We start from the raw sequence: 23603 nt of genomic DNA, 5'->3' as shown, positions 1-23603 counted from the left end.
GAAGAAATAAGCGGTTTTGCCTCTTATCCCTTCCTGCTTTCCTCTTTTTTATCCTTATTTCGCCTGATTCGTAAAATCAACAACAGTCAGATCGGCCAGCCACGGGCCGACAATTTTGCCAAACTCTTTGTGGGCCGGATGCGGCAGGTACGTATCCCGGTCTTTTTCGTTATCAAACGTCAGGATAAAGGCGTGCGTTAATCCTTTATCGTGGCCTTCCGGACTATTGTTGGTGCCCCACTTAAAGCTTTTGATTTCTTTAATCTTCGAGGGCAGTGCTTCAAAAGCGGCCACAATTTCCTTTACCTTTTCAGGCGTAGTTTCGGGTTTAAATTTAAATAGCACGACGTGCTCAAGGGTGGCTTTCTTCATTTTGTTTTGAGCGGTCGCGCCGGTTAGGGCGAGACCAAAAAATAGAAGGGTTACTAAAACGGTTTTCATGAAATTGGCTTGTAAGTGGCTCTGCCAGGCAGAATGTTTAGAAAAAGTCAGTCGTTTTTGAAAACTACTGCCTACTGCTTTTCGGCATACGGTATAATCAGCCGTTCACCCCGGGCTGCGTGATTCTTTGTCTTGCCGTTCGCTTTCATCAGGGCTTCAACCGTCACCCCGTATTTTTCGGCCACCACCCGCAGAATATCCCCCGCCCCAACGGTATGATACGCCCGTGCCTTCACTTTTAGTTTCGTGATATCGGCTTTCACATCGTTATCTTTCAAATCCGGGTTGAGCGCCTTCAAGGTATTGACCGACATATTGTATTTTGTGGCAACACTATAAATTGTTTCACCGGGCCGAACCGTGTGCGTCATCGAAACCCCACCCGCCGGAACAGTGGCTTTGGGCGTTTCTTTCTTTTCTTCTTTCGGTTTTTCCGCTACGGTTTTTTCTTCCCGAACGCGCTTCTCCTCTTTTGGCTTTTCTTCAGCGGCTTTTTCGGCCGTAGGCACTCCTTTTGCCGGCCGCTCTTCCGAATCCAGCGCCGGTTTTTTAGCCACTTGCTTTTCTTCTTCGACCGGGGGCGGAGTAGCCTGCGACAAATCGATCGGAGCGTTTCGGCTGGACGTATCGATTTCTATCGGTGCCACCAGTTCGGGTTCGATCGGCAGTTCCACCGGTCGTTGCACCGTCGTATCCAACGCTACACTCGTCAGTTCCTCCGAGCCTTTTGTATCATCGGCCACGTACTCATAGCCAACGTACAGCAGCGCCAGAATCGTCAGCACCAGCACAGCCAGTGTAATCGTCGGCAAACTTGAACCCTCCGTGGGCCGGGGGTTACGCTTCGCATTTTCGGTTTCCATAGTTATAGGTTACGGTTTACGGTTTTTCGTTGGCTGGCGCATCGCAATCGGACGTCATTCAGCAATAGACCGTAAACTTTTTAACTGTTCTTCACTTCCTGGCTCATTTTAGCTACTTTCGCTTTCATATCTTCCTTGTAATCCTGCAATCGCTGGGCCACCTTATCGTCAAACGTTCCCACAATCTGAGCCGCCAGAATCCCCGCATTCCGGGCACCGTTGAGGGCCACGGTGGCCACAGGCACCCCCGACGGCATTTGTAGAATCGAAAGAACGGAATCCCAGCCATCGATGGAGTTGCTGGATTTAACTGGTACGCCAATCACCGGCAGGGTGGTCAGGGAAGCCACCATGCCCGGCAAGTGAGCTGCTCCACCCGCCCCCGCAATGATGGCTTTTAACCCGCGCTGTCGGGCGGTTTTTCCGTATTCAACCATCTTTTCCGGGGTCCGGTGCGCCGACACGACGTCGATTTCGTACGGTACCCCAAACTCATTCAGAATGTCGGCAGCCTCTTGCATGACCTTCAGGTCCGAACTGCTGCCCATAATAATTCCAACCATATTTTTAGCTAAGGTTAGGAGTTGGCTGACGCGTTTTACCTGGCGCGGAGCAACTCGTAACGCTTCATTCTTAACTTTTCACTTTAATGCTTTTCTTGACGGTTTCGGCTTTGGCGCGAAGTTGCTCTAAATCTGAACTAATAACGGTAATATGACCCATTTTGCGAAACGGGCGGGTAATTTTTTTACCGTACAGAAATGGAAACACGCCAGACATAGCCAGCAGCGTTTCCATGCCTTCGTACCGGGCCGGACCGCTGTGATCGGGTTCCCCCAGCAGGTTGATCATGGCGGCCGGTGTCAGGGCCGCCGTATCGCCCAGCGGCAGGTTCAGAATAGCCCGCCAGTGTTGCTCAAACTGCGACGTGATATTGGCCCGGATTGTCTGATGGCCGCTGTTGTGCGGGCGTGGCGCTACCTCATTGACAATCACCTGTCCGTCTTTTGTCAGAAATAATTCAACCGCCAACAAGCCCACAATGCCGAAGGCTTCGGCAGTTTTACGGGCTACGTCCTGCGCCTGCTGGTTGATGGCCTCCGAAATAGCCGCTGGTGCAAACAGGTATTCGACCAGATTCTGCTCGGGGTGAAAAACCATCTCCACGGTCGGAAACGTAGCGGTTTGTCCCTGTTCATTGCGGGCCACAATCACCGCGAGTTCTTTTTCAAAATCAACGGCTTTCTCCAGCACACCGGGCGCATCAAATGCTTTTCCGAAGTCATCGCTGCTGGCAATGCGCTGCACACCCCGTCCGTCGTAACCATCGCGGCCCAATTTATGAAAAGCAGGCAGAAAATCGGGTTGCTGAGCCAGCGCCGATGGTACATCCGCCCGGTTTTCGGTCAGGATAAAATCAGCCGTGGGCAGGTTGTGCTCCCGGTAAAATTGCTTCTGCGCCCGTTTGTCCTGGATGATCCGAATAACGGATGGCTGCGGAAAAACCCGTTTACCCTCACGCTCCAGTGCTTCCAATGCATCCACGTTAACCCGCTCAATCTCAATCGTCAACACATCAACCTGCTGACCGAACTGATAAACCGTATCGTAATCCGTCAACGAACCTTGCGTAAATACAGTGGCCAGTTGACGGCACGGAGCCTCGGCATCCGGGTCAAGAATATGAACATTCAGGTTCCAGTCGATACCAGCCTGCAACAGCATCAGGCCCAGTTGCCCTCCGCCAAGAATACCAATGCGGGTTTGGGGATTAAATGTAGACATAGGTAGAAAGATACGTCCACAAAAGTAGCCCCATTTATGGCTTTATCGAAGTTTTTCCGTTACTTGTTTTTCGACAACACCGCTTGTCAAACGTTGCCGTTTCCTAAAGACCCCTGTCTGATCATAAATCCGCTTACCGTAAATTCAACTCTACCTGTTAATTTGCGGGTCTTAGCCGCATCCGGAAGTATTTTTTATGTCGAACAAACTCTTTAATCAAAAAGATTTAGTTGCGTATTTTATTGTAGCCGCCATCGGCGCATCCCTGCAAATTGTCGTTAGTTCACTGCTTCAGGAATGGTTTCATATTTCTTACGAAAATGGTGTACTGATTGGCTACGTCAGCTCTTTTTTCATCGGTTTTTTCCTGACAAAACTGCTGGCCTTCAACGCCAAAAATTCCGCCAAAACCCGTCGGGAAATGGCAAAATTCGCGATGGTCTCCATTATTTCCTGCTTAATAACCGTGTATGGTGCTTCGGCTTTGTACAATTTTTCCATCAGCCAGAACGGGATTTATACCTTCACCCTGCCAGGCTCGGTCAAAACCGTTAATCTCAACAAACTCTTCTCGCACACGTTTGGAATGGGCCTGAGCTTTATCTCGAACTACATCCTGCACAAAACCTTTACGTTCCGCAATACGGGCTTTTATGAAAAACTGAAGTCGCTGCTCAACCTCTGACCGGTTTCCTATTCGAGCAGGGCCATGATGTCTTCTTTCGTCAGCGACTTCATGAAGTTTTCTTCGGTTGTGATCAGGTCGCTGGCCAGTTTTTGTTTGGACCGCTGCAAGGCCAGAATCTTTTCCTCAACGGTATTGCGGGAGATAAACTTGTAGGTAAAAACCGTGCGCTGCTGCCCAATGCGGTGGGCGCGGTCGATGGCCTGCGCTTCGATGGCCGGATTCCACCAGGGGTCCAGAATGAACACGTAGTCAGCTGCGGTCAGGTTGTGGCCCAAACCGCCCGCTTTCAGCGAAATCAGGAATAGTTTGATGGCATCGTTGGTCTGGAACAGATTCACCTGCCCCCGGCGGTCCTGCGTCGAGCCATCCAGGTAGGCATACTGAATACCACGCTCCTGCAAATACTGCTGAACCACGTCCAGGTGTTTGATAAACTGACTAAATACCAGCACCTTATGATTATCCGCCATGGCACCTTCCAGCCGCATCACCATGTCGTCGAGTTTGCCCGAGTTGCCTTCGTACGTTTCGTCGATCATGCGCGGATGATTGGCAATCTGCCGGAGCTTGGTCAACCCCTGCAAAACCACCATCTGAGATTTGGCAACACCCTCTTCTTCAATGTGTTCCAGAATCAGATTGCGGTAATACGATTTGGCTTCTTCGTACTGCTTCTCTTGCTCCGGCGACATATCGCTGTAGTGAATATTTTCTACCTTTTCGGGCAAATCGCGCGCGACCTGCGACTTGTGCCGACGCAGCATGAACGGTTTGATGATTCCGTACAACCGCTGGGTTTTCTGCTCGTCGTTCTTTTTTTCAATGGGCACCAGAAACTCGTTCCGGAAAAACGTCTGGCTGCCCAGCAAACCGGGATTGATGAACGTCATTTGCGTCCACAAATCCATCGTGCTGTTTTCCAGCGGAGTACCGGTCAGAATGAGCCGATGCGCCGAATTGAGCTGCATCACCGCCCGCGTAATGTGCGAGGATGGATTTTTGATGGCCTGCGATTCGTCCAGAATGATGTAATGAAACCGGTACGTTTTCAACAGATCGACGTCGATCCGGACAATACCGTACGAAGTCAGAATCAAATCGTACTCATCAAACTGAGCCGTATTTTTATCGCGGTAGGTGCCCGTATACACCATCACGCGCAGATCGGGCGTAAACCGGCGGGCTTCCAGCTCCCAGTTGTACAGCAACGATGTAGGCATCACCAGCAGCGTTGGTTCCTTAAAGCCAGCTTCTTTCTGCGACTGCAGCATCGCCAGCGTCATCACGGTTTTTCCCAACCCCATATCGTCGGCCAGGCAGCCACCAAAACGGTATTGGTTTAGAAACTGCAACCAGTCGTAACCTGCTTTCTGATAAGGCCGCAGCGATCCCTTGAACTGGGTGGGCAGCGGGTGCGAATGAATCTCTTCAAACGTCCGTAGTTGCTCCAGTTTGTGGCTGATCACCGCCGACGCCAGGCTTTCTTCCTGCAATTCCTGAACGAGTGAAACGTGGTGTTTGTGCAGCACGAGCCGATCACCATCGATTTCGTGCTCCATAAACGCAAACAGCTCCGAATATTTTGTAAACCAGGTTTCCGGAATCACCGCAATCTCGCCGTTGGGCAGCGTAAACTCCCGCTTCTTGTTTAGAATCAGGTTTCGAAGCTTAATGAACGGAATTTCAAATTCTCCGAACTGCACTTTGGCATAAATATCAAACCAGTCGCGGGTTTCGTTGATGGAAACCACGATGGACGAATACCCCAGGAAATACCGCTTGGCATCGCTGGCGTGTTGCGAAACCTGAAAACCAGCCTCCATCAGCAAATTATGCTTTTGCTGAAGCCATTCAAAAGCCGTTGCCTTATCCAGTCGGGAGTGACCGTTGTCTTTCAGTTCGAGCCCATTTTCCTTGAGCCAGCACAGCGTCGATTTCTCCTTGCCAATGTCCCGGCGGATCTTGTGGAACACATAGTCATCGCCCTTCTTTTCGATGCTGACGTTGGAGGCATTCGTGAAACCGTCGTACCGGAACGTAAACTGGCCATATTGAAACATCAGGTCAAAAACCACCTGCGAATCGTCGGTCGAAACCGCCGGTGCCATTTCGGCCAGCACACTATTCATCCGCTCTGCCGGACCGTGCCCGTTCGCAACCGCCGATTCGAACAAGGCAGGTACCGAACGCGGTGACGCCAACTGTTCCGAAACCGTCAGAACGGGCGCTGGAGTAACAACTTCCTTTCGGATTTCAAACCCTTTGGCGTATACGTTATAGGATGCGATCAGCGGAGCTACAAAGCGGTGATAGTATTGATCTTCAATATTTTTCGGGATAACAATCTTCCGTTTTTGCAGGAACGGGCGCAGTTTTTTCCCGTCCACGTTTTTGTCAAAATGGAACAATCGGCCGTCCACCATCATCCAGGCCGGATCATCGCAGATCAGCAGCGCGTCTTTGAACTGAAAATCAATCCGCTCGCCCTGGTACTTGATCGTTGGGAAGTATTCCGTTGCGGTTTCGGTACGCACAAAATTGAAATACACGTCGGCCTTCTCCGGCATTCGTTCGATGGGCATCCAGGCCGGATTGCCGTCGCTGCCCATGATATACAACTTTTTGTCGGACAGCCGTTCCAGAATCTTGGCCCGGCGCACTTCCAGGTATTCGCAAATCCGATCCTGTAATTCCTTATCGCCCTTTTGGGGATCGTAGACTTTCAGAAAAAAGTCGACCGCCGGTAATTTTTTGGAGTTAAACTTTTTCAGAATAACATCCTGCTGAATATCATCAATGATCCGAACTAGTTCAAAATCACCCTCATCCAGACCCGTTGCAAACTCGCCGGCGTTTTTGGCCGACAGCGTCTGGTTCTGCAAGGTTAACTCACCACGGGCATTGAGCTGTACGACAAATGCTTCGAACAAATAGCCCAAAAACTCGTGCTCCAACAGCGAGTAGATCAACTGAAACGGTTCCGCAGGTGATACTTTCATAACAAATTAAGCGATCCGTATTTAGTACGACTTCACCAAAATCCGGCGCGGCCAACGCACCGGTGACAGCCCAAAACCATCCGTTCTGAAAGCAAGCAAAACGGACGGTTTACCGTCGGGTTAGAATAAGCAACAAACTCAAATATACGAATAGGTGCAACAAAGGCAAATGCAATCGCCCGGAAGCAATCGTGAACTGAGTGAACGGCCTGTTTATGTGATCAGCGGAAAGGCAGACGGTTTTCGCATTGCCGACTTACGGGATTCACCGGGTGGTAGCTCAGGCCGGGTTGTTGGCAATAACCGGGCAAAGGGCTATCGTCATTAGCGATGCAGGAGATAAAAAGGGAAGCTGTAAAGAACCGGAACTGAATTGTCCAGAGCAACTAAAAACGATCCGCCGTAGCAGGACGACGTAGGACGTAAAAGATTGCGATTTCGCGCAACTCATCCTCGTTAATCCCGCTACGGCGGACCACTTTAATTCGTATACTCTTAGTTCAGACTATGCGTACGTATTCAGCATGACCGGCATCACCAGCATCAGAATATCTTCGTTCTCTTCTTTATCGGCCGGAATGATCAGACCGGCACGGTTGGGAGCCGACATTTCAAAGGAGAGCATTTTGGCGCTCAGATTGTTCAGCATTTCGGTCAGGAAGCGGGCGTTGAAACCAATTTCCAGCGGATCACCGTCGTAATCGCAAAGCAGTTTTTCGTTGGCTTCGTTGCTGTAGTCGAGATCCTCCGCCGAAATCGTCAGCGAATTGGTTTTCAGCGAAAGCCGGATTTGGTGCGTGGTCCGGTTGGCGTAAATCATAATCCGCTTCAGCGAATTCAGGATATCCGTCCGACCAATTGTCATGATGTTTGGGTTGTTCACCGGAATGGCATTTTCAAAATCCGGGAACCGTTCGTCAATCAATCGACAAATCATCTGTGTGTTTCCAAACGTAAACGACGCGTTTGACTGACTGAACTCAGCCCGTACTACTGCATCTTCGGGCAGCGACGCTTTCAGCAGCGTCAGCGCTTTCCGCGGAATGATCATCGAACTGTTGCTCGGCGACGTGATGTCAGTCCGGCGGTAGCGAATCAGCCGGTGACCGTCGGTAGCTACAAAAGTTGCGTTATCTTCCGACAGTTGCAGATACACCCCCGTCATGGCCGGGCGCAGGTCGTCGGTACTGGTGGCAAAAACCGTATTGTTGATGGCGCTCAACAGAGCATCCGACGACAGCTCAACGGCCAGACTCCGGTTCACCGTCGGAATTTTCGGGAAATCGATCGGGTTTTCGCCCGATAATTTATACCGCCCGTTGTCGGTCAGGATTTCCGTTCCGAAGGTTTCCGTGTTGACATTGAAGGTAATCGGTTGTTCGGGCAGACCGCGCAGCGTATCCAGCAGCAGTTTGGCCGGAATGGCAATGGCTCCCTTCTCCGACGACTCAACGGCGATGTTGGTGATCATGGTCGTTTGCAGGTCCGAAGCCGTCACCGTCAGCGTATCGTCTTCCAATTTAAACAGGAAGTTCTCCAGAATGGGCACAATCGGATTCGTTGCCACCACACCGTTGATGGCCGAAAGTTGCTTGAGTACTACGGAGGAGGAAACGATAAATTTCATATGCAATTTTAGTTGAAGCCGTTTGTCCAATAAGAACAAAAGTAGGAAAAATAGTCGAGATATAAGGAGGGTTATGACACAGAGTTTATCGGGAATTAGCAGGGGTAATCAGCGAAGTTCCCTGATCAACTCTGATGCCCCCTGATTGACCCTAATAAACATTTAAATACCAATTAGGCGTACTTCTTCCGGCGTGAAAACTGCCAGATAACACCCACAAAGCCAATCAGAATTACCGGTCCGAGCAGCGTCAGGAGCTGCCACGACAACCGGTCTTCGCGGAGCCGGATTTTATCCAGCGGTCGCAGAGTCACCTGACGGGTGCGGGCGGTGATAATTCCGTTATCGTCCAGCAGATAATTGACCGCATTGACCACAAAATCCTTGTTGGCAAAGGTATTCTTCGAAAACCGTTCGTAGCCGAGCGGATAGGGCGTATTGTTGCGGTAATTGATATCGTTGATGAGCAGATCTCCATCGGAGCAGATCACAATTTTGGCGGCCTGGTTCTGGGCTTTGAAAGCCGCAGCCCGCGGATCGCCCGGCAAAATGCGGTTGGTATAAAGCGACTGAAACCGTCCTTCCAGCAAACAGGCAATGAGCTGCACCCCACTATCGTACGTTCGGGGGTCAGGTTGCTGACGGGCTTCGTTGTAGCTCACCAGCGCGGGCGCTTTCAGAATTTTGGTGTACTGCGAACTCATTAGCAGGGGGGTTTTCACAATCCCTGATGCCTGCACGGTATCGAGGGTGCTGGTAAACCGGCTGTAGATAGCATCCAGATTCCGTACGATCGGACTGTTTCCAAAATTATTGATCAATGGAAAAAACCGCCAGGGCAGCAACTGCACGTTTGGCTTATCGCCCATATTCCCCACATTCAGTGGAATAAAAGCACAGCTCAGGTCTTTGATAATGTCATTGTTGACCCGAAAGCCCCAGCGAAAGAACAGATCGTTCAGGTTCAGATTCAACGGCTGGGCGTACGTTCCTTCCCGCCCAACACTGTCAATTTTCAGGCCATCGACGAAAAACAACGCCCGGCCGCCGTTGACCACAAACTGATCCAGTTTGTATTTATCGGCTTCCGAAAATGGCCGGTCGGGTTTGGGAACAATCAGCCCGTCGAGCCCCACCAGATCGCGGGATGCCTGCAAGTCAATCAGTTCAATCGTGTAAAATTCCTGCAAAGTGGCCAGCAGGTCGGAGAGCCGGAGCGGTTCTACATCCGTATAGGTTACCGTAACTCCCAGCACTTTTTTCTTCTGAATTGTCAACCGCCGAATTGCCGACGCCAGCTCGTATTCGATGTTTTCAATCGACTGGTTCAGCTGCTCCTCCTTCGAACTGGTCCGGTTTCCGCGCAGCAGCAGAACCGGCAAGTCGCGGCCTTTATAAGACACCACAGCCCAGGGGTAAATCAACTGCTCGGTGCGCTGGTTGCCTTCGGTAGAAAAATTCAGGCTGGTCGGTGTCAAGCCCTTTTGCAGCAATTGCGTCTGAAACTCAACGCGCTGCTTCTCGTTCGGATTGGCCGTCGGATCAATAAAGCGGTAGGTCAGCGTTCGGCTGGAGCGGGCCTGAAACTCCGCCAGGGTTTCGCGGATGCTCGTTTCCAGCCGCTTGAAAGCGGGTGGCAGGTTGCCCGTCAGGTAAACGTTGACGTGGACATCATCGTCTAGGTTGGCCAGCAGGTTTTCGGTTCCTTCCGAAAGTGTATACCGGCCCTCCTGCGTCAGATCGACCCGAAAAAACAAAAACGACGATAATAGATTGACCACGATCAGCACGGCCAACACCACTCCAAAACGAAACAAAAATGACTTCATACCTGCGTAAAACGCTGAAAGCAGTTAAGTTGTGCAAAAGTAGGAGAAAAAAACGACGGTCCGGGCGATTCGTTCTTCGCTATTTTTTTGAAACTGCGTAGGGGTTGAGTTGTCCATAAGGGTCTTAAGCGCAACAACAACATACTATTGAACTACTTACATGACTTGCCGATCCATTTTCCGCCTACTCGTGCTGCTGGGACTTTTCGGTTCCAGCAGCCCCATCGTTGCCGCCGAAAAAGAATTTCCGGTTCCTCCTTCGTCGCCCAATCGTCTGTTTTACATTCAGCGGAGCAACAACGCCAACACCGTTATTTACGAAGCCAATCTGGCAGGGGGTCACCGGCTGAATCCCGACGAACCAGTGAATGTCTACTGGATTCGGTATGCCGATCGCGGGCAGCGCGAGCAGCTTTCGCTCTTTCAGTGGAAGATGGCTTATGGCTACAAACACCAGCTGGTGGATCGAAAAAACGACGGTTTTGAAATTCACCTGAACGCGTTCAAAAAACGCCCCATTTGGGTCGATCTGCAACAGGGAAAACCCGTAGCTCTGACAACCATCAGCGGTCGCCGGGCCTGTTTACAGAAAGTATTCGTGCAACTCGAACCCGAATCCGGACTGGTTCCAAAGGTGCAGTATATCGAATTATTCGGCGTTGACCCGGTGGCTGGCGTGCCGGTTTATGAGCGAATCAGGGTGTAAATGTCGGTTACAAAGCGGCAACCAAAGGATTCAGGACCGATTCGCCGTTGCTGCGGCACACCCCGAACAGCGCAGGTACGGAAGAAACGAGGCCACGCCCTCGAAAAACCGTGGCGCATCGGTTCCGGCTCCTTATCTTTGGGTGGTACAAAACCCTCTACGGAATGCAGGAAACCTCGCAACCTGACCTCGCTCCCATCACCCGACACCTGCGGGCCATGTTCGGCTCCCGACTGCTGATTGCCGCCGTTCATCACCTGTCTGTTTTTGAAGAGCTGAGCAACGGCCCCCTTTCCGTTTCGGAAATCAGCCAGCGGCTCGGCTTAAAAGAGCGCCCGGCCAACGTATTGTTTCCGGCCCTCTGCGCGATGAATTTGCTCGAATATAACAAAGCCGGGGCGCTCCAGCTGACGGTTTTGGGAACGTACATAACGCAGGCCCAAACGCCCAATCTGATTGGGTATGTGGGCCTGGAAAAGAACGATCCGGGTGCGGTAGAAATGGCCGTTCGGCTGCGCAATGATGGTCCGCTGGATACATCCGGCGGGATCTCCTACATCAAGGAGGGCGATGATTTTTCACCGATGGACGACGCCGAACTTTCGCGGATGTTTACGCTGGGGTTGGCCGGACGTGCTCAGCAACTCTCACCCATCGTGGCCGAAAAGCTTTCGAAAAGCAGCGGTCATTTGCTGGATGTAGCCGGTGGAACGGGTTTTTACACTTACGAATGGCTGCTCCGCAACCCAACCGCAACGGCAACCATTCTGGACCGGCCGGCCGTTTTGTCCGTGGCCGCCGAACTACTCGACTCCTTGGCAAAAAGCGGCCGCCCCGGGGCCGAAACCATCAAAGAACGGGTGACATTCCGGCCCGGTGATATGTTGACCGACGATATACCCGAAACGGATCTTCTGCTGGCGGCCAGCCTGTTTCACGATTGGCCCACCGAAACCTGTCAGGCACTGGCCAACCGGTTTGCCGCAGCCATCCGGCCGGGTGGAGAGCTCTGGGTACATGATGCCTTCCTGAACGATGCGCTGGATGGGCCCCTGCCTGTCACCGATTATTCGGCTCAATTGTTCTGGGGAACCAAAGGACGCTGTTACAGCCGCAAAGAATACCGCCACTGGCTGACAATGGCCGGGCTTCAACCTAGCGATGAGAACATTCCGACCCAGATGGATTACGGATTAATCTGGGCCCGGAAGTTTTAATGAACTACCGCAAACTAAGACTATACCCCTATAAAACCGTCATTTGGCCGAAGCCGAATGACGGTTTTACCTGTTAGTAATAATCTGATTTTTACGAAATACTATTTCAAAAATTTAGTTTAATATGCGTATAGAAACAAGACACCTTATAATAAGTAATTGAATCTTCCTGTCCATGGAAACGCTAACGGGCCTCCAACCGATCATTCAAGATTGTGTCAGTATTCTTATTATTGAAGACAAGCTCGACGACCAGTTGATTTTACACTATTTATTGCGCCAACAGATCAAAGATGTACTCCCCGTTGGGGCAACCTCAATCCAGCAAGCCTGGACTTATCTGAAAAACTGCCGCGCGCGTCAACAAAATTTACCGAGTCTCATTTTGCTGGACCTGTACATGCCCCATCGGGACAATGGCTGGAAACTGTTGCGCAAACTTCGTGCGCACGCCGTTTACCAATCCATTCCGGTGGTTATCGTCAGTGCATCAACGGATTCTGACGATATAGAACGGTCCTATCACTGGGGTGCCAACTGCTACCTGACCAAACCCATCTGCATGAAAGATTGGCAGGAAGTGTTGCTGACGCTTCCAAGATTGGCGAGACCAACAGCCTGATTTATCGCACCTGACCCGCTTTTCGCAGGATTTCCACTACCTTTTCAACCGGAAGCTGCTCCACCCGGCTGCCCCGATAGCCGGTTAGCGTTCGGGCCGCAAACAACGAATTGATAATGGCTTCTTCGGTCGCTTCAATCGCGGCCAGGAAACAGGGAGAAGCCTCATCGTTGCGCAGTACTTTCATTTCGTCCAGCGACGCGGTCGAAACGTTCGGAATCCGGTTGGCGGTTGAAACCGCAATGACATAGTCACCACTGCCGTTGGAAGCCATACCACCCGTCCGGGCCAACCCCATAAAAGCCCGCTTGGCCAGGCGCTTCAGGTTTCGGGCATCCATCGGAGCATCCGTCAGCACAACCATCATGCACGAACCGTCGAGCTTTTCTTTAAACGAAAACCGTCCTAGTTCCACGCCCACCGGTACACCCGCAATTTGTAAAACACCCCCAAAATTAGTTTGCACTAAAACGCCAACGGTATACCCGCCGAGCGAAGCCGGAAGTTTGCGGGATGCCGTGCCGATGCCCCCTTTGAAACCGAAACAAACCGTACCCGTTCCGGCGCCCACGTTCCCTTCTTCAACGGCACCGGTTTTGGCCCGTTGAATGGCTTCTAAAACGTGTTGTCTGGTAACCGGGCGGCTCCGGATGTCATTCAGTCCACCGTCGTTGGTTTCGCCCACCACCGGGTTCAGGGAGCGAACCTGCTCATTACCAGGTTGTGCCAGCGTATAATCGATCACGGCATCAGCCGCCGTCGGTACCCCCAGGGTGTTGGTCAAGACAATGGGCGTTTCGAGCGTGCCCAGTTCTTCCACCTGGCTGTATCCCGCCAGTTTGCCAAACCCGTTGCCAATGTAAATGGCCGCCGGACATTTTTCCTGAAATAGATTACCCGTGTGCGGAAGGATGGCCGTTACACCCGTTCGAACGTCCTGACCTTGCTGTAACGTCACCTGCCCCACCCGAATACCTGGCACATCGGTAATGGCATTCAGAGGGCCGGGCGACAATACGCCGAAGCGAATCCCGTAATCGCGGGGGCGTTTTATGGATTGCGCATAAGCAGAAAACCAGCCCGTCAGAAGGAGGGCCATGAGCAGGAAGCGAAGTGTTGGTTTCATGTTCCCGAAGATAAAACACGAACCGCAAACGTGTTACGGGATTTTCTTCTTCCGACCGCGTAACCGCAGCATTTTGTTGATATCGGCTTCGGTTGTCTGATCGCCCAGCAGAATCCCCCAGTGTTCGAGGCCCTCAACGCGGTCGAAAATCACTTTAAGAATGGCAATGACCGGAATGGACAGAAACATACCGGAAACACCCGCCAGTGCTCCCCCCAGCAGTACGCCCACAATGGACACTAACGCGTTAATCCGCACTTTGGAACCAACAATGACCGGTACCAGAAAATTGTTGTCGATAAATTGCACCACCAGGAATACGCCCACGACTCCCAGCAACGAAGTCAGATCGGGATGATTGACAAACGTGACAGCCACCGCCAGCACCGTTGCAACCAGCCCACCGATGTACGGAATCAGGTTCATGATGGCAGCAATAACGCCCAGCAGAACCGCGTATTGAATACCCAAAATGAGCAGACCCACCGAGTTGAGAACCGCTACACACACGGTTTCGGCCACCAGCCCCACTACATAGCTCTGAATAACCGCCCGAATTTCGCCCAATACTTCGCGCACCCGCTCCATGTGCTGATCGGCAAACGACCGAAGAACGAACTGAATCAGCATGGCCCGGTAATAAAGCAGCAGAAAAATATAAATGGGCAGCAACAGCAGCGTACCAAGCGGTCCTGTAATGATTCCGAGGGTTCCGGACCCCTGCAAGGTATCCAGGGTCTGCGCCTGTGCCTGTTTCAGGTACTGTTCCTGTTTCTGGTAGCTGACGTTATACTCCCGCCGAATCCAGCGCCGGGCATCATTGTAGACGTCATTGACGTTTTTTTTCAGCTTCGGCCAGTCATCCGTAAAGTTGGCAAGCTGCATGGAAAGCAGTAAAGTTAAGCCCGCTATTACAACAATTGCCAGCAGCAATACCAGGCTGATAGCAATCACTTTGGGAACGCCCCGCCGGATTAGCCAGGCTTCGATGGGCCGTAACAGCACTGCCAGCAACCCCGCCATTGCAAAAGGAACAATAATGTCCTGCCCCAGGTAAAGCGCAGCCATAATCAGCCCCAGCGCCAGCAGGGTATGCGAGAGTTGGTGATAAAAGGGCGGAGTAGAAGACGACGGCATATAAACAGTTTTACGGTGTTAGTCATCCCCCTTCTCTGCTCCAGATACCGTCTGCGTCCGGGAATGATCCTTGATAAACAGCATCAATACGGTTTTGTTTCGTCAGTGAAAGTCGGTCCCTGAACGAGCGTACGTCAGACGAGCATTTAGCCCTGGCTTTTCTGATAAGATCCCGGTGTTGTTCCCGTCCAGCGTTTAAACGCCCGGCTGAAAGCACTCAACTCATTATAACCAAGAATATGGGAAATTTCTTTGACGGGATAACGCCCCAGCGACAGATAATGCAAGGCCAGCGATTTACGGATGGAATCAGCAACCTGCTGATAGCTAACGCCCTCGTCCTGAAGTTTTCGCTGGAGACTACGGGGGCTGGTGTTAAAATTGGCCGCCATTTGTTCCAGCGTGGGCATGCCGAGGTAAGCGTTGGTTAACAGAAAATTATGGATGCGCTCCTTCATCGCCTTTGCGTTTTCATAGGTCCGGTTTTGTTCACTCACTTTCTTCAGCAGAACCGTTTGCAGTTCGTAGTGGGCCGTCAGAATGGGTTCATTCCAGTACCGGTTCTCAAACTCCATCGAATACGCCCCCGGCTTCCTGACAGGCTTGCAACGAAGCACCCGCTCGTATTCCGACGGATTGGATAAATCGTAGGGAAAGCTAACGGTTTGGGGACTTATTTTCTTTAAAACCAGGCCGTCGGCCTCATGCAGGGTAAAAACCAGGAAGAACTCCATCATCTGCCGAAGCACGGGTGTGGGCTCGTTTTCGTCGCCGTCCGTTGGCGTGTACTGAATAGTAAACGTCGGCCCAGCCTGACGGACTTCCATGCGGAACAAATCCGTGATCAGGTGCATCGCCCCGGCCGCCAGCGTCAGGGCTTCGCCAACTGTTGCACAAGTTTGTATTAACTGCCCCACCACGCCCAAAGCCGCCAGCTGTACCGACTCACCAAAATGCAGGCCCAGCAGCGGATCCTGGGTCAGGTGCACCGCATTCAGCCAGAGATCGCTCAGTTGCCGGGGCACCAACGATGCGTCTGGTTGCTTCCTAAAAGAAGGTAAATCGATCCCGGCCAAACTACACAGCCGCTCCGGATCAACATCTTTCTGCGCTGCGTACGCCAGCAAACTCAGCACAAACTGCTTTTGTGGATTTTCCATGTCCTAAAGGTACTCGTTATCCAATTCACCCAATGCCTGTGTCGCCAACTGGTAATCGATTGGCGCATTCGGGTAAACCGTACCCGGCGGTGCCCCGCTACTTTTGTGTCATCACTCAAACAAACACAAACATGGAAAAGTCACCCTTATTACGGAGAGCCCTGTGGGCGAACGTTGTTTTTGCCGAGCTCGGTGCCATTGCCTTTCTTTTTCTGGGCAATAAACTTCCGTTTCTCGATGAGCTCACCAATGGCAACCGGCTGGTGTTCGGAGTCGAACTGCTGGTAATGGCGGGGCTGGCAACGTATGCTGCCCTGCGCGCAACCGCTTCCCGGCGCTTGATTCTGGCAATTGTTGCGCTGAATGCACTGTTGTTCGGATACTACATCGAAATCTTGATTTGGGGGCCCCCGCTTTCAGCTCTGGCAACGGAAGTTTTGCTGATCGACACGATGATTGTTGCAGCTTTAATCGTCGCTCAAATTCTGGGTTTGCGAGCAGCCGGACAGAAAAAAGTGGCCCTGGCACCGTGATTTCATCATGAGGGCTTTTGCTGGACCGGACTGACACTTAGTGTACTGTCTGACAAAGCAATTTACAAATAGTAAATTTTTACCGGCAGCATTTTCAATACGGAGTTGGACCGCCGGGCGGTCAACTCCGTATTTTTATAAATACTGGTGATTAACCGGTCAAAATTAACGATATAGTCATATTATTCACCCGATATTTTGTTACTACTTTATTTGTATTTATTTGATAAACACTGTATTTTTGTAACCACCTTTTACCTAAGCTAGGTGACTGACTTGGGTAAAGCGCCGTAACATCCTCTGAAAAGTATTATCCGTGTTCACTAAGCGACCTTTTTCCGTTACGCGTGTATGTCACTACCGTTGACCCAGCAGCAAGCTGAATCATCTGATTTCCTGAAAATTTTTCCGCAGTTCAACTGCCTTTCCGACGCTCTTTATCGTCGTCAATGCATTGACAAACGTACCGGCGAATTGCACAGCATCATTCGGTTAGAAAAAATGCGCTACTGTGTGGTTCCGTCCCACTGGGCAAAGCAGTTGGAAAAAGCCGGCTATTCCATCGCCGTCCGGTAAACTCAAACTCGGTTTTTCGCACTCATTCTTGCTTTTGGGGGTTGGTTAGTCGGGTAATACCACCTACCTTGCCACCATGAAAAGACAGATCCGGGAAGTCCGGTATTTTCTATCTGGTCAGCATTTTTCGGATGGTTTGCGGATTACGCTGGCCATTCTGATCCCAGCTGTCGTTTCGTATCAGTTTGGCGATTTCGAAACCGGTTTACCCATTTCTCTGGGTGCCCTCTGGGTAAGCATGACGGATGCGCCGGGTCCCGTCATGCACCGGCGCAACGGTATGCTGGCCGGAAATCTGGTCGTAGTCCTGATTTCGTTGCTAACCGGCTTTGCCCGTATGAACGTCTGGATGCTGGGCATTGAAGTTGCGCTCCTGAGCTTCTTCTTTTCAATGTTCGCCATCTACGGCAACCGGGCAACGTCCGTTGGATCGGCGGGTTTGCTGGCCATGATTCTGATGATGGATCGGGAACTCGAACCGGCCGAAGTCTGGCGGTATGGTGCGCTGGTGTTGGCCGGAGGATGCTGGTACACCGCCATTAGTCTGTCTTTCTCGCAGCTTCTGCCCTACCGGGCGGCCCAGCAGGCACTGGGCGAATGCATCCACGAAATTGCAAAGTTCCTGACCATCAAAGCCGAGTTTTACAGCATCCGGACAGACTTGCAGGAGGATTACCGCAAGCTGGTTGCCCAACAGGCCGTGGTCAGCGAAAAGCAGGACGCCGTTCGCGAACTGCTTTTCAAAACCCGGGTCTTCATGAAAGAATCCACCTGGCCGGGCCGGTTACTGGTGCTGACTTTTGGCGATATTGTGGACCTTTATGAGCAAATCGTGGCGATGTATTACGACTATACCGCTATTCGCGAACGGTTTGGCAAAACCGGCGTTCTGGATGACATTGCCCGGCTGATTCGTCAACTTGCCATTGAAATGGATTATATCGGATTGTCGATCCAGTCAAACCGCCCGTATAAAAGCCGGACGGACCTGATCCGGCACCTGGAACGGCTGAAGCTGAAAATTGACGAGATCGGCGCCACGGACAAGGAAGGGAGCAATTTCGTCCTGAAAAAAATTCTGATCACACTCCGCAACATCAACCAGCGACTGAACGATATTCACACGTATTCGCCAAGGGATCAAACCTTAAAACCGGGCCGTCACGAAGTAACTGAATATTCCCGATTCGTGTCACACCAGGAAATTGACCCCAAACTGATCCTGAACAGCCTGACCCTGGATTCTTCCATCTTCCGGCACTCGCTCCGGGTGACTATTGGTTGCCTGGTTGGTTTTGTCGTCGCCAAGCTCATTGCCTACGGTCACCACGGCTACTGGATTTTGTTGACGGTTTCGGTGATTCTCAAACCAGCTTTCAGCCTGACCAAGCAGCGGAATTATGAGCGGATCATCGGCACGGTTGCGGGCGGACTAATTGGGGTAGCGCTGCTCACGTTTATTTCGAGCCCCACGGGTTTGTTCTGGGCGATGCTGCCGCTGATGATCGGTGCCTACAGTTTTCAGCGGACTCAGTACATCGTCATGGTTATTCTGATGACGCCTTACATCCTGATTGTTCTGCGGTTTATTGGTCTGGGCGGCATCAGCCTGGTTGAAGAACGTATTTTCGATACGTTCATTGGCTGCCTCATTGCATTTTTGGCCAGCTACCTGTTTCCCAGCTGGGAGTCGCAGCAACTTAAGGGCCTGCTCTCCGATGTTTTGCGGGCCAACCGCAGTTATCTGCGCAAACTCGCCGACAGCTTGTCGGGAAAACCGTTGACGCTGACGGATTATAAACTAACCCGCAAAGAGGTTTACGTCAGCTCGGCCAACCTGGCTGCCGCTTTCCAGCGTATGACGTCCGAACCGCAGAGTAAGCAGTGGCACCGGAATGACATTTATGAATTCGTGGTGCTGAACCACATTCTGTCGTCAAACATTGCTACCATAGCCTCGGCCCAGTTGGTAGCTGGACAACCGCCTACCTATTCGCCGGATTTGCTGCGCCCCATCCGACGATCGCTGACGGTTTTGAATGAAAGCCTGAAGCGTCTCGACCCCGAAGCGGCCAAAATCGGTACAGAAGCTCCCGGAAACGATGTCATGACGGCTGAGAAACCAGAAACACCTACCAACGACGACCGCTCGTTGAAGGAACAACTCGATTTTATTCAGAAAATCAGCCACGATATCAGCAAGCTGACCGACACCATTCTGGCCTGATCCGTCCCGATTTTAGTCCTGTCATACTGTCCCCAATCCGCTCATAAGAAAGTTGTTTGACTACTTGGCATTGCACAGTACCTTTGTATCAACAGTAAGCAACAAACGAACAAAAAGTAAACAACTAAACTAATAAAGTCATGACAACGAATCAGTTGCACCGAATTCCTTCCGAAGCCATGCTAGGTGGTGTTGCCGCCGGCCTTGCTGATTACTTCGGTATTGATAAAGTATGGGTCCGTCTCTTTTTTGCGCTGATGCTCATTTTGCCAACCTCTTTCCCGACTGTTATTGTCTACATCGTTTTGTGGATTGTCATGCCAAAGGGGGAACGGTATTACCACGCACAGCCGGATGACCGCCCGAGATAACCAAGTCTAAAACGCAAAAAACCGTCCCGGGTTCAGGACGGTTTTTTTATGCATTATTTCATATTACGACTTTGCGCAACCATGTAGAAAACCAGCACTACCGTGTTTACCGGAATAAAGCAGGCTAAAGTCAGCATTAAAGTTCGTTCGCTCATTTCTTCTATGAAGTAGCTTACTAGTAAAAAGCAACTTCCTAAGATTACCAGATAATAGAACGTTAAGCGAGTTGCTTTTTCTTTATCAAGAACTTTCCTTCCGTCCACATTGCTCAGTAGGTCAACAAGTCGAAACCGCCAAATGATAAGTCCGAATAGAATAAGAAAAATTCCTATTGAACCTAAAATCCAATCCATAGGGCTATTTTTTTTTGCATTGTCAAACAATTATAAAGTTCATCAATACAGCGTTCCTACCCTTATTCCTTAATAATTCGTTTTATTTTATAAGAAAAGCCCTTCTCACTAAGAGAAGGGCTTTTCATTATTCGGTATTAGAACTTCTCAGCTTCCGCAAGCTTCGCAGCCTTCCGGATTGTCCAGCGAACACATCATTGCGGCATAGGCGGCTTCTGCTTCACTAGCCTGCACCGGATGCGCAGCGGCTCCTTCCTGAGCAAACTTTTCGTAGTTCAACGGTTTTTCCATCGTCTCGGCCAGTACCGGCTCCAGTTGCGCGTCGGCCTGCTTTTCGACCGTGAACTTCACGGCGTCGGCTGCGGCTTTCGTACGGAGGTAGTACATACCGGTTTTCAGCCCGCGTTTCCAGGCATGGAAGTGCATCGACGTCAGCTTGCCGAAGTTGGCATCCACCATGTGAATGTTCAGCGACTGCGACTGGCAGATGTACGCACCCCGGTCGGCGGCCATGTCAATTACGGTTTTCTGCTTGATCTCCCAAACGGTTTTGTACAGATCCTTGATGTTCTGCGGAATGCCCGGAATATTTTGCACCGAACCGTTGGCGGCAATCAGCATGTTTTTCATGCGGTCGTTCCACATGCCGAGCTTCACGAGGTCTTTCAGCAGGTATTTGTTGACAACCACAAACTCGCCCGACAAAACGCGACGAACGTAAATGTTCGACGTAAACGGTTCGAAACATTCGTTGTTGCCCAGAATCTGGCTGGTCGAAGCCGTCGGCATAGGTGCCAGCAGCAGCGAGTTCCGAACACCGTGCTGTACGACTTCTTTTCGCAGCGACTCCCAATCCCAACGACCGGATTCGGGCGTAACACCCCACATATCAAACTGGAAGATACCCTGCGAAATCGGCGATCCTTTCCAGGTTTCGTACGGTCCATACTGCTTTGCCTGTTCCATCGACGCGGTCATGGCGGCAAAATAGATGGTTTCGAAAATATCCTTGTTCAACTGCTTGGCTTCCTCCGATTCGAACGGCATCCGCAGCATAATGAAGGCATCGGCCAAGCCCTGAACCCCCAGACCAATCGGCCGGTGGCGCATGTTCGACCGGCGGGCTTCCTCCACCGGATAGTAGTTGATGTCGATAATTTTATTCAGGTTTTTGGTTGCCACCTTGGTAATTTCGTACAACTTCTGGTGGTCAAACCGCAAAATACCGTCCTGGCCTTTCGTAATATATTTCGGCAGGGCAATCGACGCGAGGTTACAAACCGCTACTTCGTCGGCATCAGTATACTCGATGATTTCCGTGCAAAGATTCGACGATTTGATCGTTCCCAGGTTTTTCTGGTTCGATTTTGAGTTGGCGGCATCCTTGAACAGCATGTATGGCGTTCCGGTTTCGGTTTGCGATTCCAGAATTTCGTACCACAAATCCTGCGCCTTCACCTGACGGCGGTACCGGCCTTCGCGCTCGTACTGTTCATACAGGGCAACAAATTCATCGCCGTGCGTATCAGCCAGACCGGGGCACTCGTGCGGACACATCAACGACCAGACATCGTTGTCTTCTACCCGTTTCATAAACAAATCCGGCACCCAGAGGGCGTAGAACAAATCGCGGGCGCGGAGTTCTTCTTTCCCGTGGTTTTTCTTCAATTGCAGGAAATCAAAAATATCGGCGTGCCAGGGCTCCAGATAAACCGCAAACGAACCTTTGCGCTTGCCCCCGCCCTGATCAACGTACCGGGCGGTGTCGTTAAACACCCGCAGCATCGGGATGATCCCGTTTGAGGTTCCGTTCGTGCCTTTGATGTACGTGCCGGTCGCGCGGATGTTGTGGATGCTCAAGCCAATACCGCCCGCCGATTGCGAAATCTTGGCGGTTTGTTTCAGCGTATCGTAGATGCCCTCAATGCTGTCGTCTTTCATCGTCAGCAGGAAGCAGCTCGACATCTGCGGCTTGGGCGTTCCGGCGTTGAACAACGTGGGCGTTGCGTGCGTAAACCACTTTTCCGACAACAGGTTGTAGGTTTCGATGGCCGCTTCCACGTCGTTCATATGAATCCCGACGGCCACACGCATCAGCATGTGCTGCGGCCGCTCGGCAATTTTACCGTCCATCTTCAGCAGATACGACTTTTCCAGCGTTTTGTAGCCGAAATAGTCATAACCGTAGTCGCGGTCGTAGATAATCGTTGAATCAAGCTGGGCGGCATTTTTCCGAACCACGTCGTATACCTCCTTCGAGATCAGCGCGGCATTTTCACCGGTTTTCGGATCGACGTAATTGTAAAGCCGTTTGATCGTTCCCGAAAAAGATTTATTGGTTTCCTTGTGTAAGTTGGAAATAGCCATCCGGGCCGCCAGAATCGCGTAATCCGGGTGACGAGTTGTCATCGAGGCCGCCGTTTCAGCCGCCAGGTTATCCAGCTCGGTCGTTTTTACACCGTCGTAGATCCCGTTGACTACTTTCATCGATACTTCGATGGGTTGTACATAGGCGGGATCCAAACCGTAGCACAGTTTTTCAATCCGTGCAGTGATTTTATCGAGTTTGACCGATTCCCGGCGGCCGTCACGCTTGATTACGTACATAGTGTGATTGGGATATTATTGTAGATAGTATAGAAGAATAAGTTGACTCTCCGTTTATGATTCCTTAAAGGTACTAAGCAGTAGTACAACAATGCAAAGCGGAACGTTCATGCCTACGTCACTAACTTAGAAATATTCTAACCTGTAGCAATGTTACGAAACTGTTAAGAGCTAACCCAGAATAACTTAGGAAAAGCCTATCGAAAACTAGGTCTAAAAAACTTGATAGCGCTTATTTAGCTAACGGTAGCGACCTCCGGTAAAACACTGATTGTTACCATATTGTTAGTTAAAATAACAAAAAAAGTACAAAAAATCAACCAGGAACAACATACTTTTTTTGATTGTAACAAAAGCTACTCAATAGGTTGGAAACCAATTAGAAAGTCTGTACCTTTGCACTCCTTAAATCCAATAAGCTTCTGAGCGAAGTGGAGGAGAAAGCATTCAACAACTGATTCATTTTTTGTATTTTTTATATTGTCATGAAAAAAGGCATCCATCCAGAGTACAGAGATGTTGTGTTCTGGGATCTGACCAGCGATCACAAGTTTCTTTCCCGCTCGACCATTCAAACGAGAGAAACCATTGAGTTTGAAGGCAACACGTATCCCGTGGTTAAAGTCGAAGTAAGCTCGGAGTCTCACCCTTTCTACACGGGTAAGAACGTTATGCTCGACACCGCCGGTCGCGTTGATAAATTCCTGAAGCGGTACGGTAAAAAATAACCGTATCG

The 23603-nt window shown here is 50.9% G+C and carries 21 protein-coding genes; 10 read left to right on the top strand and 11 right to left on the bottom strand.

Annotated features, from left to right (window positions below):
- Positions 1–54: 54 nt before the first annotated feature.
- The 4 genes from ACYVH9_RS02445 to ACYVH9_RS02430 form a co-directional block, all read right to left on the bottom strand.
- Positions 55–441, bottom strand: a complete 387-nt coding sequence (locus ACYVH9_RS02445) for a Dabb family protein (protein ID WP_460634700.1) — start codon at positions 439–441, stop codon at positions 55–57.
- A 71-nt stretch (positions 442–512) separates the two neighbouring features.
- Positions 513–1304, bottom strand: a complete 792-nt coding sequence (locus ACYVH9_RS02440; protein ID WP_460634699.1) for a LysM peptidoglycan-binding domain-containing protein — start codon at positions 1302–1304, stop codon at positions 513–515.
- An 80-nt stretch (positions 1305–1384) separates the two neighbouring features.
- Positions 1385–1867, bottom strand: coding sequence for a 5-(carboxyamino)imidazole ribonucleotide mutase (purE, locus tag ACYVH9_RS02435; protein ID WP_460634698.1), 483 nt, complete (start codon positions 1865–1867; stop codon positions 1385–1387).
- Positions 1868–1937: 70 nt separating this feature from the next.
- Entirely contained in the window at positions 1938–3089 is a 1152-nt protein-coding gene (locus tag ACYVH9_RS02430; RefSeq protein ID WP_460634697.1) for a 5-(carboxyamino)imidazole ribonucleotide synthase, read from the bottom strand.
- A 196-nt stretch (positions 3090–3285) separates the two neighbouring features.
- Here ACYVH9_RS02430 and ACYVH9_RS02425 point away from each other — a divergent pair, with 196 nt between their 5' ends.
- Positions 3286–3774: a GtrA family protein gene (locus tag ACYVH9_RS02425; RefSeq protein ID WP_460634696.1), complete on the top strand. Its 489-nt coding sequence runs from the start codon at positions 3286–3288 to the stop codon at positions 3772–3774.
- An 8-nt stretch (positions 3775–3782) separates the two neighbouring features.
- Here ACYVH9_RS02425 and ACYVH9_RS02420 read toward each other — a convergent pair whose 3' ends face one another.
- Positions 3783–6776 (bottom strand): DEAD/DEAH box helicase, encoded by a 2994-nt coding sequence (locus ACYVH9_RS02420; protein ID WP_460634695.1) that lies wholly within the window; start codon positions 6774–6776, stop codon positions 3783–3785.
- Positions 6777–6945: 169 nt separating this feature from the next.
- On the opposite strand from ACYVH9_RS02420, the gene ACYVH9_RS02415 reads away from it, so the two are divergent.
- The gene (locus ACYVH9_RS02415) at positions 6946–7104 is read left to right on the top strand and encodes a hypothetical protein (protein ID WP_460634694.1); all 159 of its coding nucleotides are present in this window, start codon (positions 6946–6948) and stop codon (positions 7102–7104) included.
- Positions 7105–7281: 177 nt separating this feature from the next.
- Here ACYVH9_RS02415 and dnaN read toward each other — a convergent pair whose 3' ends face one another.
- Both dnaN and gldG read right to left on the bottom strand, forming a co-directional pair.
- A complete protein-coding gene (dnaN, locus tag ACYVH9_RS02410) occupies positions 7282–8403 on the bottom strand; it encodes a DNA polymerase III subunit beta (RefSeq protein ID WP_460634693.1) in 1122 nt (373 codons plus the stop codon).
- A 173-nt stretch (positions 8404–8576) separates the two neighbouring features.
- Positions 8577–10232, bottom strand: a complete 1656-nt coding sequence (gene gldG / locus ACYVH9_RS02405) for a gliding motility-associated ABC transporter substrate-binding protein GldG (protein WP_460634692.1) — start codon at positions 10230–10232, stop codon at positions 8577–8579.
- Between the two features lie 160 nt (positions 10233–10392).
- Between gldG and ACYVH9_RS02400 the strand changes: the two genes are divergently transcribed.
- The 3 genes from ACYVH9_RS02400 (at position 10393) to ACYVH9_RS02390 (ending at position 12777) form a co-directional block, all read left to right on the top strand.
- Positions 10393–10938 carry a DUF4833 domain-containing protein gene (locus tag ACYVH9_RS02400; protein WP_460634691.1) on the top strand — a complete coding sequence of 182 codons (546 nt, stop codon included), beginning with the start codon at positions 10393–10395 and terminating at the stop codon, positions 10936–10938.
- Positions 10939–11102: 164 nt separating this feature from the next.
- Positions 11103–12155, top strand: coding sequence for a methyltransferase (locus ACYVH9_RS02395; RefSeq protein ID WP_460636438.1), 1053 nt, complete (start codon positions 11103–11105; stop codon positions 12153–12155).
- Positions 12156–12330: 175 nt separating this feature from the next.
- A complete protein-coding gene (locus tag ACYVH9_RS02390; RefSeq protein ID WP_460634690.1) occupies positions 12331–12777 on the top strand; it encodes a response regulator in 447 nt (148 codons plus the stop codon).
- 1 nt (position 12778) lies between these two features.
- On the opposite strand, the gene ACYVH9_RS02385 is transcribed toward ACYVH9_RS02390, so the two are convergent.
- The 3 genes from ACYVH9_RS02385 to ACYVH9_RS02375 all read right to left on the bottom strand — a co-directional run bounded on the left by ACYVH9_RS02385 (position 12779) and on the right by ACYVH9_RS02375 (position 16200).
- Positions 12779–13876, bottom strand: coding sequence for a DmpA family aminopeptidase (locus tag ACYVH9_RS02385; RefSeq protein ID WP_460636437.1), 1098 nt, complete (start codon positions 13874–13876; stop codon positions 12779–12781).
- Positions 13877–13936: 60 nt separating this feature from the next.
- Positions 13937–15040: an AI-2E family transporter gene (locus ACYVH9_RS02380; protein ID WP_460634689.1), complete on the bottom strand. Its 1104-nt coding sequence runs from the start codon at positions 15038–15040 to the stop codon at positions 13937–13939.
- Between the two features lie 146 nt (positions 15041–15186).
- Positions 15187–16200 carry an AraC family transcriptional regulator gene (locus ACYVH9_RS02375; protein ID WP_460634688.1) on the bottom strand — a complete coding sequence of 338 codons (1014 nt, stop codon included), beginning with the start codon at positions 16198–16200 and terminating at the stop codon, positions 15187–15189.
- 131 nt (positions 16201–16331) lie between these two features.
- Between ACYVH9_RS02375 and ACYVH9_RS02370 the strand changes: the two genes are divergently transcribed.
- The 4 genes from ACYVH9_RS02370 (at position 16332) to ACYVH9_RS02355 (ending at position 19907) form a co-directional block, all read left to right on the top strand.
- A complete protein-coding gene (locus ACYVH9_RS02370) occupies positions 16332–16733 on the top strand; it encodes a hypothetical protein (protein ID WP_460634687.1) in 402 nt (133 codons plus the stop codon).
- Between the two features lie 351 nt (positions 16734–17084).
- A complete protein-coding gene (locus ACYVH9_RS02365; RefSeq protein ID WP_460634686.1) occupies positions 17085–17309 on the top strand; it encodes a hypothetical protein in 225 nt (74 codons plus the stop codon).
- Positions 17310–17385: 76 nt separating this feature from the next.
- Entirely contained in the window at positions 17386–19536 is a 2151-nt protein-coding gene (locus ACYVH9_RS02360) for an FUSC family membrane protein (protein WP_460634685.1), read from the top strand.
- A gap of 140 nt (positions 19537–19676) precedes the next feature.
- A complete protein-coding gene (locus ACYVH9_RS02355; RefSeq protein WP_460634684.1) occupies positions 19677–19907 on the top strand; it encodes a PspC domain-containing protein in 231 nt (76 codons plus the stop codon).
- 500 nt (positions 19908–20407) lie between these two features.
- On the opposite strand, the gene ACYVH9_RS02350 is transcribed toward ACYVH9_RS02355, so the two are convergent.
- A complete protein-coding gene (locus ACYVH9_RS02350; RefSeq protein ID WP_460634683.1) occupies positions 20408–22867 on the bottom strand; it encodes a ribonucleoside-diphosphate reductase subunit alpha in 2460 nt (819 codons plus the stop codon).
- Positions 22868–23352: 485 nt separating this feature from the next.
- Between ACYVH9_RS02350 and ACYVH9_RS02345 the strand changes: the two genes are divergently transcribed.
- Positions 23353–23595 carry a type B 50S ribosomal protein L31 gene (locus tag ACYVH9_RS02345; protein WP_460634682.1) on the top strand — a complete coding sequence of 81 codons (243 nt, stop codon included), beginning with the start codon at positions 23353–23355 and terminating at the stop codon, positions 23593–23595.
- Positions 23596–23603: the final 8 nt, after the last annotated feature.

The sequence above is a fragment of the Larkinella harenae genome (assembly GCF_054780515.1).
The sequence above is the reverse complement of the archived record's forward strand: the minus strand, read 5'-3'. Positions and strand labels throughout refer to the sequence as shown.